16 protein-coding genes are annotated in these 14,032 nt (G+C 36.7%); 3 read left to right on the top strand and 13 right to left on the bottom strand.

The features are described 5' to 3' along the window. Positions 1 to 95: 95 nt before the first annotated feature. The 6 genes from BANA01_RS15555 to BANA01_RS29925 all read right to left on the bottom strand — a co-directional run bounded on the left by BANA01_RS15555 (position 96) and on the right by BANA01_RS29925 (position 4,146). Complete coding sequence (locus tag BANA01_RS15555; RefSeq protein WP_034673875.1) at positions 96 to 695, bottom strand: short chain dehydrogenase; 600 nt, start codon at positions 693 to 695, stop codon at positions 96 to 98. A gap of 124 nt (positions 696 to 819) precedes the next feature. Next, positions 820 to 1,311, bottom strand: a complete 492-nt coding sequence (locus tag BANA01_RS15550; protein ID WP_082799545.1) for a DinB family protein — start codon at positions 1,309 to 1,311, stop codon at positions 820 to 822. A gap of 61 nt (positions 1,312 to 1,372) precedes the next feature. Continuing rightward, positions 1,373 to 2,833 carry a DUF4153 domain-containing protein gene (locus BANA01_RS15545; RefSeq protein WP_034673878.1) on the bottom strand — a complete coding sequence of 487 codons (1,461 nt, stop codon included), beginning with the start codon at positions 2,831 to 2,833 and terminating at the stop codon, positions 1,373 to 1,375. A gap of 70 nt (positions 2,834 to 2,903) precedes the next feature. After that, positions 2,904 to 3,542 (bottom strand): HAAS signaling domain-containing protein, encoded by a 639-nt coding sequence (locus BANA01_RS15540; RefSeq protein ID WP_034673880.1) that lies wholly within the window; start codon positions 3,540 to 3,542, stop codon positions 2,904 to 2,906. Beyond that, positions 3,523 to 3,870 (bottom strand): PadR family transcriptional regulator, encoded by a 348-nt coding sequence (locus tag BANA01_RS15535; RefSeq protein WP_034673883.1) that lies wholly within the window; start codon positions 3,868 to 3,870, stop codon positions 3,523 to 3,525. Before BANA01_RS15535 ends, BANA01_RS15540 begins: the two co-directional genes overlap by 20 nt. A gap of 108 nt (positions 3,871 to 3,978) precedes the next feature. Next, positions 3,979 to 4,146: a hypothetical protein gene (locus tag BANA01_RS29925; RefSeq protein WP_169803701.1), complete on the bottom strand. Its 168-nt coding sequence runs from the start codon at positions 4,144 to 4,146 to the stop codon at positions 3,979 to 3,981. Positions 4,147 to 4,265: 119 nt separating this feature from the next. Here BANA01_RS29925 and BANA01_RS15530 point away from each other — a divergent pair, with 119 nt between their 5' ends. The 3 genes from BANA01_RS15530 to BANA01_RS15520 all read left to right on the top strand — a co-directional run bounded on the left by BANA01_RS15530 (position 4,266) and on the right by BANA01_RS15520 (position 6,089). Further along, positions 4,266 to 4,472 carry a methionine aminopeptidase gene (locus tag BANA01_RS15530; RefSeq protein WP_034673885.1) on the top strand — a complete coding sequence of 69 codons (207 nt, stop codon included), beginning with the start codon at positions 4,266 to 4,268 and terminating at the stop codon, positions 4,470 to 4,472. 168 nt (positions 4,473 to 4,640) lie between these two features. Then, entirely contained in the window at positions 4,641 to 5,654 is a 1,014-nt protein-coding gene (asnA, locus tag BANA01_RS15525) for an aspartate--ammonia ligase (protein ID WP_063253718.1), read from the top strand. Positions 5,655 to 5,735: 81 nt separating this feature from the next. Continuing rightward, on the top strand, positions 5,736 to 6,089 hold the full coding sequence (locus BANA01_RS15520; RefSeq protein WP_063253717.1) for a hypothetical protein: 354 nt from the start codon (positions 5,736 to 5,738) through the stop codon (positions 6,087 to 6,089). A gap of 58 nt (positions 6,090 to 6,147) precedes the next feature. On the opposite strand, the gene aspA is transcribed toward BANA01_RS15520, so the two are convergent. From aspA to BANA01_RS15485, 7 genes are all read right to left on the bottom strand, one after another. Then, positions 6,148 to 7,572, bottom strand: a complete 1,425-nt coding sequence (gene aspA, locus BANA01_RS15515) for an aspartate ammonia-lyase (protein ID WP_063253716.1) — start codon at positions 7,570 to 7,572, stop codon at positions 6,148 to 6,150. A gap of 153 nt (positions 7,573 to 7,725) precedes the next feature. Further along, a complete protein-coding gene (locus BANA01_RS15510; protein WP_063253715.1) occupies positions 7,726 to 8,337 on the bottom strand; it encodes a nucleotidyltransferase family protein in 612 nt (203 codons plus the stop codon). Further along, positions 8,330 to 9,382, bottom strand: coding sequence for an XdhC family protein (locus BANA01_RS15505; protein ID WP_063253714.1), 1,053 nt, complete (start codon positions 9,380 to 9,382; stop codon positions 8,330 to 8,332). The genes BANA01_RS15510 and BANA01_RS15505 overlap by 8 nt, the downstream gene beginning before the upstream one ends. Positions 9,383 to 9,494: 112 nt before the next feature. Continuing rightward, positions 9,495 to 10,736 carry an MFS transporter gene (locus BANA01_RS15500; RefSeq protein ID WP_063253713.1) on the bottom strand — a complete coding sequence of 414 codons (1,242 nt, stop codon included), beginning with the start codon at positions 10,734 to 10,736 and terminating at the stop codon, positions 9,495 to 9,497. A gap of 4 nt (positions 10,737 to 10,740) precedes the next feature. After that, positions 10,741 to 11,973, bottom strand: a complete 1,233-nt coding sequence (locus tag BANA01_RS15495; protein ID WP_082799544.1) for a benzoate/H(+) symporter BenE family transporter — start codon at positions 11,971 to 11,973, stop codon at positions 10,741 to 10,743. Positions 11,974 to 12,065: 92 nt separating this feature from the next. After that, positions 12,066 to 13,313 (bottom strand): ABC transporter substrate-binding protein, encoded by a 1,248-nt coding sequence (locus tag BANA01_RS15490; protein ID WP_063253712.1) that lies wholly within the window; start codon positions 13,311 to 13,313, stop codon positions 12,066 to 12,068. 13 nt (positions 13,314 to 13,326) lie between these two features. Then, positions 13,327 to 14,031 (bottom strand): ABC transporter ATP-binding protein, encoded by a 705-nt coding sequence (locus tag BANA01_RS15485; protein ID WP_063253711.1) that lies wholly within the window; start codon positions 14,029 to 14,031, stop codon positions 13,327 to 13,329. Position 14,032 lies beyond the last annotated feature (1 nt).

Below are 14,032 nucleotides of genomic sequence, written 5' to 3'. Positions count from 1 at the left end.
AGGAAAATATCCTGCAAACCTTTGTAAAAAGTACTATTTTACAAATAATTTAGATTAAAAAAAGGAAATCCTTTAGATTCCCTTAAAAATAATTACTAATAAACAGTATATGTTTGCCCAGTTTGATTTCCTTCAACACTTTTTCGATAAGCTAATGCTACTCTGCTTGCTGGCACAGGATTGAAGCCAGGAAAATACGGGCCATACTTTTCTATCGACTCTTTCAATACAGTGGGACTTACGTTGTTAATTCGAACACCACGAGGCAGCTCAATAGCTGATGACTTTACAAATCCTTGAATTGCTCCATTTGCCATGGCTGATGAGGTCCCCCCGACAATAGGGTCATCCATTAATATCCCAGTTGTTAACGTAAAACTTCCACCATTATTCACATGATTAATACCAAGCAGGACCAAGTTGATTTGCCCTTTTAATTTACTTAAAATAGTTATCTCATTTTTTTCAGGTGTTAAATCCTGAAATGGTCCAAAGTATGAATTACCTGCTGTACAAACTACCGCATCTATTTTCCCTGCCGATTCAAACATACTAGTAATACTTTCTGGATTGGAAAGATCAACAAAGATGTTTGTATTATTTCGTCCGGCCGTAATAATTTCATGGCTAGTTTCTAATTCCCTCTTTACTGCACTTCCAATTGTTCCTGTTGCACCGATGATTAAAACCCTCATTCGTAACCTCCTAATTCGAAAGATTTAGCATTATCCTCTATATCTTGTATATTTATATGTTCTTTCAAAAATGACAATTTGGGAGATTTAGAATAAAAAGTAAGCTAAAACGGACTCTACTTATTTAGCTTAACCCTTGTTCTTTCCTCCATGAACCTTGCATTTTACGAATAGTAACGATTTGCCCGATATGATAAGCGTTATGAAGTGTGATACTCGATAATGATTCTAACCATGTTTCCTTCGATTGTTCGCTAATGTATTCATCAAACTTTGTATCTTCACTTTTCTGAAGCGTTTCTATCCAATCAGTCATTACCTGATTAAATTGTTGTAAGACTTGCTCCCATTCATAATCTTTTAAATAGCTAAAAGTGCTATCATTATTACCTTCCATTTTAGGGTTTTCACTGTTTTTAAAACGGTTCAAGAACCGTTGATTCCAAAAAAACAAATGACTAATAATTTCCCAAATAGAATTCTCACAATCAGACTTTTTCCAAAGGGCCTGCTCAGGAGTTAATCCGGCCACTGCTTTTTCAAACGAAACAAACCAATGGCTCTTTTTTTGACAACAAAGGAATTGTTCGAGTAATACATCTTTGCGATTCATCATGCATTTCTCCTCAAAAAAATTTTTATACTCTTTTAATTTCGACTAAATCAATTGATAACCTTTATTCCAAATGTAATTTTTTTAGTTCCTCATTTGCCTGCATACTTTTTAGGTTATAGGATTGCCATGGGATATTGTTCAGATTTGCTTCGTTTTTCCTATCAAACAAAATATTTCCTAAGTCCGGTAGCTGAGGATTTTTTTCATATAACTGGATTAACCCGAGGATGCCTGTGGAAGATAAACTATTTAGATAATGAATATCAATCTTCCCACTTTGTTCGTAGCGTTCAATGTTCTTTGTTACGATAATTTGCTCAACATTAATGACGTTCATCAGGGTGTAATAAAGCAAGCCACTAATAAAATAAAAGTGAAACAAGGACAGTTTTTCGATCCAAATTTTAATGAATGTATACATAAATATGACAGCAAGAAAAATCATAAACGAGTGGGCCATAACCCTGATAAAAGTAAAGCCATAGGCTTCTTCATACATGCCTAACCGCAAGAAAGCTGAACTCAACAGCACGGCACTGGCAAAAACAAGGGTAGTAAGCATAACTTGCATAAATCTCTTTATAAAACCGGCCGACCTATCGGCAAAGGTTAAAACGAGAATTGTAATCGTAAGGTTAATGAGCGTTACAAATAATAGTTCGAAAAAACCTTTTCTAGCATATTCCGCATAAGTGAAATCCCCAAGCAATGTCCCACTAAAGAAGTATTTAAATTGGACAACAGTAAAGAGAACATATACAGCATTTATCAATACGAGGAACGTACTCGTCATAATGGCATCTAGTTTAAACCATTGTTTATCAGCATTTTGAATAACAGCATTGATTTGTTTTTGGATAAGAGTTTGTAAGAAGCTAAAGAAGGCAAAGGTAAAGAACAAAACAACAAATATTCTACCTATAATTTCACCGTCAAGCACCTCAAACCACTGTGGAATGTCCCCCATCATTCTTTCAAACTGTGTATCTGCTGACATTAGTAACATTAAAACTACAAACAAGACCGGTACGGAAATCAGAATGCCAATACCGACTTTTTTCCATACTTGAAACTTGCTTTCCTCTATACCTTGTTTCAAAAACCTCCCAATAAATGAAGCGAAAAAGAAATTATATTTTAAAGCAGCAGTCAACTTTGAGAAAATATAAGTAATAAAGGCTGGTTTGTTCCAATATATACTTTTTTGGCTTGTAATCACGACAAGATGAAATAATACAAGTCCTGGAATCACTAAGATATTCAAAGCATAAAAGTAAATATTATCGTTAATAAAATATCCTCCTGCTAGCAGCCATATACAGATGAGAACAAGATATCCGAACCGCTGGTGAGAATAAGAAAATCGTCTAAATCGGTAAAAAAACAACGCGTAAAAAGCGGTCAAAAACACCAAATAAGATATCCCGATCTCAGCTCGAAAGAATGATTCTTCCGCAATAATTCCCACCACCATACACATGACTAAAAAGAACCAATCAGTCTTACCAAATTTCAATTCCATTGACCTAATACCTCCTCATAGAAATTCTATATACATAGTTTTTCTATGTATATAGGTAAAAAAAAGCTGCTCATATCGAAGCCTTTCTCCCCCATCGATATCCTAACCAACTAATCGGATATAGCAGGATGGTAAAAATGATACAAGCAATAATAAACGTTTTTGTTAATAATGGTTCAAACCAAGCGTGGGGAATAATTTCAAATACAGTTAAAATCATTAATATCAGATTTGGTATTAATGAAAGTAAAAAAGTCTTTTTTAACAAGTTCCTTCCTCCGTGGCCAAATCCTTTCCCAATTTCGTAGCCAAGCAACGCCCAAAAGAACATATAAATCAAGGCAATTAAGGTGGGGATCGCTGTTAACTGACTCCAAATGACAGAAAGCCAATTCCATTGAAAAAGATTATGAAAAAGAGTTAATAGGCTGCCTCCCCCAAAAAAAAGAATATTCATAAAAATAAAAAGCCATTTCATATTACTCGGAGTAACAGAAAGTTCCTGTTTCCACATGACTGCGATTTCACGAGGACTACCCAACCTCGAAATAATACGTTCGCTCAGCTCATTTTCATCACTACATTCATAAGATTCAAGCAGTATTTCTTCAATATGTGTTTCATATTCCAGTAGAATACTTTTCTTATCTTCATGGTTTCCAAGCTGGTTATCTAGTTCTTCTAGAAACTTATTCTTCGGCCGTTCCATGTTTTGGTCTCCCTATTACCTTGTTCATCACCTTTACAAAAGCCTGCCATTCACGGGTTTTTTCATTTAAGACTTCTCTTCCTGCATTCGTAATCTTGTAATATTTACGTGCAGGCCCCTTCTCCTGCTCCTGCCAATAACATGCTATGTACTCTTGTTTTTCAAGCTTGTGTAATGCCGGATATAATGTACCTTCTTTAACGCTTAAGCCATTATCACTTCGCTGTTCTAATTCTTTAACCAATTCATAACCATACATATCCCTTTCAATTAGCAATTGGAGCAAAATTAAGGATGTACTTCCCTTTACCAATTCACGATTAAACATTTTCTCACCTACCTAGAATTATTAGGTACATAGAAATTCTACACTAACTAAATAAATTTGTAAAATAAAAAAGTGACGATTAATTCCTATCATCGCCACCACTCATTACTATTTCTTTATCTTTGTCTGTTTTTGGATAAATTCGTTACGTTCTCCGCCATCAGAAAGCTCTTCTGAGAACTCATGGTTGACACTTTGGTCACGGTGCTCAAAAGGTCTTACAACTCTTGCGGGGATATTATTATTAGGCGCAGCTTGTTCATTCCAATCACTCATTTTATCTTATCACCTCTTACCTATAGTTTTTGAATGATGATAAAAAACATACCGATTCACATCTTGCATAAATATTCCATTTTTTCATCATACTAACTAAAAACAGCGAGGTGAAAAACATGGGTCTAATTAACTCCTTTAACCAATGGCGGGAAACAAGATATCAAAATCATGTTTCACATATGAAGAATCAGGACAAATGTCCTGATTGTTATGGGAGAGGCTTTACTGTTTATCCATATAATGAATTTGCTTATTATAACTCAGTAGAGTGCCCAGGCTGTCAAGGCAGTGGAGCTTACTCAGATTGGGATCAATTAAGATAATGAAAAAATCTCTTCACCAAGTTAAACGGTGGAGAGATTTTTTTTTCTAAACCAGTGGTAAGACAAACCTAACTTTGCTATAATTTCAGAATATTCGTTTCGTAAAACATTGAATGTATAAATACTCAACGTTCATTATTAAAGTTTTTCACCGGAGGTTTTAATTTTATGTCAAATTCATTATCTACACAAAATGCTTACTCTTCAATATTAAATCTATTGCAAACCGAAATTGCAATTAAACAAACGAAAGATTTCTTTGAAAGCACCTTAGCAAATGCGCTAAATTTAACACGAGTATCAGCCCCTATTCTTCTGAAGTCTGGAAAAGGTTTAAATGATGACTTAAATGGTGTGGAAAGAATGGTATCCTTTGAGGCGATAGATATTAAGAATACCAATATTGAAATCGTTCAATCATTAGCTAAGTGGAAAAGAATGGCTTTAGCAAGATATGGATTTGACTTAGGTGCTGGCCTTTATACAGATATGAATGCCATAAGAAGAGATGAAGTTTTAGATCACTTGCATTCCATTTATGTTGATCAATGGGATTGGGAAAAAATTATATCCAAAGAACAACGCAGCATCGAGACGTTAAAATCGGAAGTTCAAAAGATCTACCAAGTCTTTAAAAATACAGAAAAACATTTAAACGAACTTTATCCTGTACTAACGCCTGTCCTGCCTGAAGACATTCATTTTATTACCACACAGGAACTTGAAAACATGTACCCGGCGCTAACATCCAAAGAACGAGAAGACATGATTGCTAAAGAGTATGGTGCCGTGTTTATCATGCAAATAGGCGGTCAGTTAATGTCAGGAGAAAAACACGATGGCCGTTCTCCAGATTATGATGATTGGTCATTAAACGGTGATATTATTTTCTGGTATCCTACTTTAGAGCAAGCAATCGAAGTTTCTTCAATGGGTATTCGTGTTGATGAAGAGGCGCTGAAAAAACAATTAAAGATTACTAACACTGAAGACAGAATGTCATTAGAATATCATCAAGCTGTTCTCAACCGTGAACTTCCCTATACCATTGGCGGAGGAATTGGACAGTCAAGAATATGTATGTTTTTTCTAAAAAAAGTTCATATAGGCGAGGTTCAAGTTTCAGTATGGAATGATCAAATCATTGAGGATTGCTCAAAAGCGAACATTACTTTATTGTAACTTTTCTTATCTCGAATAAAAAAGGACTTTCTGGAGATTTATAAAGATAGTATGCTTGTATCTTTCTCTGGGGGTGCTTTAATGTCTGTTTTTGTATACCAGACGTTTATTATCAAACAAGAAAAGTTTAAAGAGGCAATCGACAATTTAAGAGAGATAAAAAAGTTCAGAAATGATAATTATAACCATCATGTTGAAATACTCACACCGATATCTGGTGAAGATCACACCTACGCACTACTATCTACCTACGATGGATTGGGAGAAATGGAATTAGAAAATAAAAGGCTTTTTGATGATGAAGAATACTTAGAGCTAATAGGTCCTTTTTTTCTAGAAAACATCAAAGAAGGCAGTATGTATACGCAAATATATAGAGGGTTAAGTGATAAAAAGAGTGACAAACAAGACGATAAGAAGAAGAATGAGAAATAACAATAATACCCGCACGGTGAAAATCACTGTGCGGGTATCTGTTTATTTTAACTTACAATTAATCCCTATCCAGTAGTTCTTCTCCAGCAATTCCTGGTTTAGTCATTTCATAGACATTCAAAATAATATCCAATTCTTCTTCTGTTAAAACATCATATTGTAAACATAATTCACGGACAGATTTCCCCGTAATGACAGCTTCCCGAGCAATTCGTGCTGCCACTTCATAACCAAGATGCGGATTGACTGCCGTAATAATCCCCACACTCTTGTCTACATAATCTTTTAAGCGCTCTTCATTTGCTTCAATACCAGCTAAGCAATGATCTGTAAAGACACGGAATCCATTGTTCATAATACTAATGGATTGAAGCAGATTGAAGACTAATACAGGTTCCATAACATTTAATTCTAATTGACCAGCCTCGGAGGCAAGACAAATGGTGTGATCATTCCCAATGACTTGGAAAGCAATTTGATTAATTAGCTCAGGCATAACGGGGTTTACCTTACCTGGCATAATGGACGAACCTGGCTGCCGTGCAGGCAGACGAATTTCTCCAAGCCCCGCGCGTGGACCTGAAGCCATTAATCGTAGGTCATTGGCGATTTTCGACATATTCATCATACAAACTTTTAGTGCTGCTGAAACCTCGGTATAGGCATCCGTATTTTGTGTCGCGTCCACGAGATGCTCCGCATTTACAAGTGGGAAACCGCTAATTTCGGCGAGCTGTTTAACTACATCTTTAATATATTTTGGATCAGCATTTAATCCAGTTCCTACTGCAGTTGCTCCCATATTCACTTCCAATAAATGTTCTCGTGTATGCTTAATCCGGTTAATATCACGCGTAAGCACCCTTGAGTAGGCTTCAAACTCTTGTCCAAGACGAATAGGAACAGCGTCTTGAAGGTGCGTACGCCCCATTTTAATAACCTTCTCAAACTGGACAGCCTTTTGTTTAAAAACATTTCTCATATCATCCATGGTGACGAGAAGTTTCTCTAATAACGTTAAAGTAGAAATATGTATAGCTGTTGGAAATACATCATTAGTAGATTGTGACATATTTACGTGTGTGTTTGGACTTAAATGGAAGTAATCACCTTTTGCGTGACCAAGTAATTCAAGTCCACGGTTGGCAATGACTTCATTCATATTCATGTTCATCGAAGTACCCGCACCACCTTGGATTGGATCCACGATAAATTGGTCGTCCCACTTTCCTGCAATAATTTCATCGGCCGCTTTAATGATGACATTTGCAAGATCTTTGTACAACCGTGTTGTGTTCATATTCGCGATGGCCGCTGCTTTTTTTACCATTGCAAGCGCTTTAATTAGAGACCCATCAATGCGGTATCCCGTAATAGGAAAATTCTCTATTGCCCGAATGGTTTGAATCCCATAGTACACATCAAACGGTATTTCTTTTTCTCCTAGGAAATCCTTCTCGATTCTAATCTTGTTTGTTGACATCCCAATTCATCCTTTTCTTGTAAACTATCAGTTACATATCAAATGTAACATAAAACTGAGGTGAAATCCTATTTAAAAAAACAAATCGTTGATATACATTAAGAACACGACCCAAGTAGAGGTTTACACTTGGGTCGTTCCACGAATTTACCTTTATAAATTAGGAATGTTAGCAGTCATTCTTTGTTCCCCTATCCGATATTCTTCAGGTGTATCAATATCCATTCCCCAAAATGGATGATCAAATGTAAGGATTTTTGTTTCGCTTTTATAATTATTTATTATTGCTTTACCACCTTGATCACCCTCTAATTTTAGAAATTCATCATATAAACTTTTATCAATCAATATGGGGTGACCGAAATTGCCCTGATATTGTGGTCGGACAATACGTGTATCTTTACCAAATTCTTCAATCATTGATTGGACGACCAAATCAGGAACAAAAGGCTGATCTGCTAAAAAAATAAAGGCAGCATCTGTACAATCCTTGATGTTTTCAATTCCTATTTTTAATGACGAGGACATTCCTTGTTCATAGCCCCTATTATAAATATATTCCACACCAACTAAATCCGAGGATGCAGTTTGAAACGCCTGCAAATGTTGACCGGCTATTAAACAAATTGGCTGCAGGTGGTTTCTAATGGCTTGTTCAAGCGGATATCGAAAAAGTGGTTTTCCGTTTAGGGGCAGTAAAAGTTTAGGATGCCCCATTCGTTTAGACAATCCAGCAGCAAGAATGATGGCTCCTATCCTAGGCATGAATCTTCAATTTCCCTTTTAGTGATTTCCCTCCACGATTGGATCGGACCGCCATCATTTCAGAAACAATACTTATTGCCACTTCCTCCATCGTTTCTGCACCTATATCCAGACCAACAGGTGAAAAAATGTCTTCTCCAATGGTTAAATCCGCTCCTATATTCACTAGCATTTCATGTGTTCGGGATACAGGCCCTAAAACACCAATGTATTTAGGGTTACTTTTTAGAGCTAGATTGAGGGCCTCTTCATCACGACTCTGCAAATGATTCATAATAACCCACCATGCATTTTTTACGTTTTCTGGGTTTATATTTTCCGGCAGTTCAACTAGATGATGTGCAGCAGGGAAATACCGTTCTTTATTAAATTCACTGCGCGGATCTAGAACAGTTACCGAAAACCCTGCTTTTGCAGCAAATTCAACGACTGGTATTGCATCCTTTCCAGCGCCTGCTACGATTAATTTTTGGCTTGGGCGTATTGCATCAACCACGAATGTACGCCCTTCCCATTTAATAATTTCCGCTCGTTTTTGTGATTTAATGCTCTTTCTTGCACCTTCGTACACGACAGAAGGAAGGTATTCGCTGTCACCAATGACATCTCCATATTTTGTAACAATTGCTTTAACTCCTGTTTGTATTTCAATAATTAAGGAAAATTCCTCTTCTTCGTTTAACAATTCGTCAGTCGATTTCCAAAATGGGTCCTCTCTTTTTATAGGAAGGATGAGAATTTCTAATGAACCTTTACAGCCAATTCCCAAACCCCAGATCTCGTTATCACTTAGGTCATAGTTTAAGGTCGCTGGTGTCCCTTTTTGAAGAGCTTTTTCTGCATAACCATAAATATCACCTTCTAAGCACCCGCCGCTGATTGTTCCCACTATTTCAGCATCTTCTGCCATCATCATCTTAGTACCTGGCATTCTGTATGCTGAGCCATTAACACCAATCAACATAACAATCGCAGCATTTTTATTCTTTTCCCATACAGCTTTAATCGAATTCATTATTGTACGAAATTCTTTTAATTGTGACATAAACGAGTTCCTCCCCTAATAAGGATTGCGTTATTGTAATGATATATTCTTTTGGGAATATTATCAATAATCTGTCAATTAATTAGGATTCATATTTCCTTAGATGGTTTGTTTAATCTAGTATCCGCATTGTCTGAATATTCCGTATAATAATAGCACTAGCAAATAGCAGTATAATACAAAGCCACAGTGTTGATATATAGTCTAATGAAAGGCTAAACAATAATCCTGGAATTAACGAACCGAATGCAGCTCCAAATTGATGAAAAAAGCTTACCATCCCAAAAGCAGAACCCATTCGATTGATTCCAAATAGTTTGGAACAAAGCATTGTAAAAGGAGCAATCGTTGCTATATCGGTAAAACCATATAAAAGTGCAAATGAAAATAAGACGAGGGGATGATTGATAAAAAGCAGCAGCAGTAACGCAATTACCCTTATTGAAAACAAAATACAAAGTAATGTTTTATTATTAAATTTATCGGTTATATACCCTACAATAATGGTTCCGACTATATTAGCAATTCCATAAACCATCATCGCATTACCTACTAGGATTCGTGAATAACCCCTCCCTTCCCCTAATGGAACCATATGTGTATAAACTAGGCCAACATCAGTAAAGCCACATACAAAATAGGTAATGCAAATCACCCAAGTAATTGGATAACGAAATATAGAGAAAATAGATTTACCTTTTATATTTTCATTTTGGATTGTTTTATTTTTTTCAATAACAGAATTATGCCCAGGCTGGTCTCGGAAAAAGAGGAAAAACAATGGGATGAGTAGTATGGCGTATATCCCGCCATACATCACAAACAGCCATTTCCATCCCATCTTCTCAATCAGAAGGATATTAAGTGGGGTATAAACCATAGGTCCTGCTGCCATTCCAAGAACCACAATACTAATCATTAGCCCCTTTTTTTCCTTAAACCAACGAACAATTGCAACAGATACAGTAATATTTGATGCAAACCCAAATCCAACAGAACCAATTAATCCATATAGAATAACGATATGCCAGATGTTTGTCGCAAAATAAGACCCTAATAAGCAGCAACTCATTAATGCCATGCTATACGTTAATACTTTCCGCGGACCAATTTTATCAGCAAGTCGTCCAGCGATGGCAATACTGATCCCGTATACAAATAGACTCGTAAAGGAAACCACACTTATCCATAAACGATTAACAGAAAATGTTTCTTCCCAAGGGGTTACATATGTTCCAAATGTACCGCGGATTCCTAAAGTAGCAAACATAGCAATAAAAGATAAAGCAACGATGAAATATCCATAATAAAATTTCGGTTTACTCTCTACCGCTGTAATAGCAGTCTTTCCCATAACTTCACCCCTTTTTGAGCTGTTTTTCCTTTTTGTTTTTTTCTATAAAGTTTGCAATGAAAGCTCCACCTGCTAACGCCCATACAGGTGCACTAATAAAAAATACACTTATATTTGACATCGCAATAACAAAGGTAAAGGTTACACTCATCATCATGGTTGACTTCGAAAAACTCTGTTTTAGGCTGGAACCCAATACTCCAAATAGAGCAAATCCTGCCAGCATTGATACAAAATCTCCTGGTAATGATTTAATAAATGGCACCGTCCACCAGGCAAAAATACCAAACAATAAGATTAAAACTCCTGATACCGCAGCGGCAATATATCTTTTTTCTCTCATACCGGTTTCCTCTCCTGAGCAAATAGCTGTCATCATTCCTGCAACATTAGCAGACTGGCCACCGAACAAACTTGCAAAGAAAGAAAAAATCCCGCTTAACGTTACGATTCTATTAATCGGAGGCTTATAATTGTTTTGCTCCAATGCTCCGATTCCAGGTGCTGCGTCATTGCTCAAGATTAATAAGGTAAGAGGCACTGAGACGGTAAGAGCTGTTAAGAGATTAAACTCTGGCAGTTGTAATTGAGGGATGACAAAACCAATCGTACTTTCAGCTGCTGAATCAAAATTATATGTTAGTAACAGAACAATAAATCCTGAGAAAACGGCAGCTATGACGGGAGGAACACGTAATTTCCACTTTGAAAACAAAAAATATGTAAGTAAAGCGGTTCCCCCAATTAGAGGAAGGTGTTGTATAGAAACGATTAATCTTACAACATAGCTTGTAATGATCCCTGCCATCATCGCTGCAATAATTTCCTTTGGAACATATTTCATAAATTTTGAGAATAACCCAAAAATGCCAACAAGAAAAATTAATAGACTTGAAATGATATAACCGCCGATTAATTGATTGTAAGGGACCTGTGAAGTTATCGTTGCTAAGAAGGCAACTCCAGTAATGGAGTGGGCACCAACAATGGGAATCCGATAATATAATGGCAGGATAACACTAAAAAGCCCTCCAAAAAAATAAACAGAAAACATCCAGAAAATAGTTTGAGCATCTGTAAAATTCCCATTTGCTGCTGCTTCTAATATAATAACGGGCGGCCCAGTGATTGCAAGTAACCCCGAAACAATTCCTGATGAAAGATTTTCTGGATGAATCGCTGCCGTTGATCGATGTGACGAAGGCAAATTTTGTGGGGGTAAACCACCCTTCCTCATTCTGTACACCTCCCAATATTTTAAATAAACAAAGAGGCAAATTAATAATCTTTGCCTCTTTGCTTCATTATTTTTTAACTATTCCGAAAACTCTATTCAAGAAAATCTGCAGTAAAAAACTCATTTTGTTTCCACTCACCAGCTTTAACTTCCATTAAAGCATAAGAAGCTAATACATTTCCGTGTTCATCAAAGTCAATAGGTCCTGATGCACCTTGGTAGTCAATATCGTTTCCTGCACGCAGTTCCTTAAGTCCTTCTTCGAATGTAGTAACTACCTTACCCGGAGGATTCGTAACTTCACGGATTTTTTTATTAATTGCACTGCCGGTTGCTTCACCAGCTGCTTCCATAGCTAAAGCAGAGGCAATTAAAAGGTCATACGTATTAGCATTATAGTATCCGCCAGATGGCTTAGCTTTAAACTTTGCTTCGTAGTTCTTGTTGAAACGTTTGAAGCCTTCATTATTTTCGTCTTCCATGGGAATAATGGTTTTAATTCCTTCCGCGATATCCTTTCCGATAACATCAATAAATTCTTGTACAGCAACATCTGGTGTTACATACCATTCCCAATTATAACCTCTTTGCTTTGCAGATTTAAAAATCGTTGGTGCAGTATCAATGCCGCCAGAATAATAAACTAATTTCGGATTGGCATCAGCAAGCTTTTTCAATTCGCCATTATACGTATTCTGACCAGTATTAAAGGTTACCTCAGCAAGAATCTTTCCGCCCAATCTTTCATATGTTTCTCTAAATCTCTCAACATCACTTTGTGCTCCTTCATAGTTACCTACCATAACGGCAATTTCTTTAACACCACTCTCAATTAATACCTTTGCACGAACCTCTCCAATCGTTGAATCAGAAGCGGCGGTTCGGAATGCAAAATTCCCTCCAACCTTATCAAGTTCTGTCGAACCAGCAAAAGCGGACATGATCGGCACTTTTGATTTTGGCGCTTCTTTCAATAAAGCAAGCATTGATTCCGTTTCAGGACCAATGGCTGCGACAGCCTTATCTGCATTGACCAGCTTTTGATAACCTTTAATTGAGCCTTCAACAGTAGAAGCTGTATCTACATCCACAATATTAATTTTCTTTCCATCCAGGATTCCACCTGCTGCGTTAATTTCATCTTTTGCCAATAAAATAGAATTGATATTCTCTTTTGTAAACGCACCGAGCCATCCAGTAAGCCCTGATAAAAATCCAACGTTAACATCACCGCCACTGCTTGAACCACTAGTACCTGAACTTCCTGTAGAGCTTGCGCAGCCGGTCATTACTGTTAATGCCGTACAAATAGAAATAGCAGCCATCGATACTTTTTTCATTTCCTTATCCCCCTTAGTGGCCCAAGAATAGTTCTTCGAAATTTTCTTCTTCCAAAAACTGTTTTCCAGTTCGTTCCATTTTAATGATTCCAGAATCCATTAAATAAACACGATCAGCATGCTTTAACACTTCTTTCGGATTTTCCTCAACGACCCATATTACAGTTGTCCCTTGATCACGAATTTCAACAATCATGTTGATTAACCCTTGAATAATTTGGGGAGCTAATCCGGTTATCGGCTCATCTAGAAGAAGAAATTTAGGGTTCACAATCAATGCACTTGCTAAAGCTAACATTTGTCGTTCTCCGCCGCTTAACGTTCCAGCTTTCTGATTAATCCGTTCTTTTAAGCGAGGAAACATCTCAAGCATTTCATCTATTTTTTTCTTAGGTTTTTTTAGCGTGTATGCACCCATTTCGAGATTTTCAAATACAGTTAATTCCGCAAAGACATTTTTTCGCTGTGGAACATATCCTAAGCCCATCTTTGAAATGTCACTTGGGGATACATTGTCAATCCTGTTCCCTTGAAACGAAATTGAACCGCTCATTACAGGAAGTAAACCGCTGATGGTATGCATTAAAGTTGTTTTCCCTGCACCATTAGAACCAATAATCCCCACCATCTCCCCTTGATTTACGTGAAGACTGAGACCATGTAAAATGGGTATTTTTCCATAACCAGAAACAACATTATTTACTTCAAGAAAACTCATA

The organism is Neobacillus niacini NBRC 15566 (assembly GCF_001591505.1).
GTDB lineage: Bacteria > Bacillota > Bacilli > Bacillales > Cytobacillaceae > Neobacillus > Neobacillus niacini.
The sequence above is the reverse complement of the archived record's forward strand: the minus strand, read 5'-3'. Positions and strand labels throughout refer to the sequence as shown.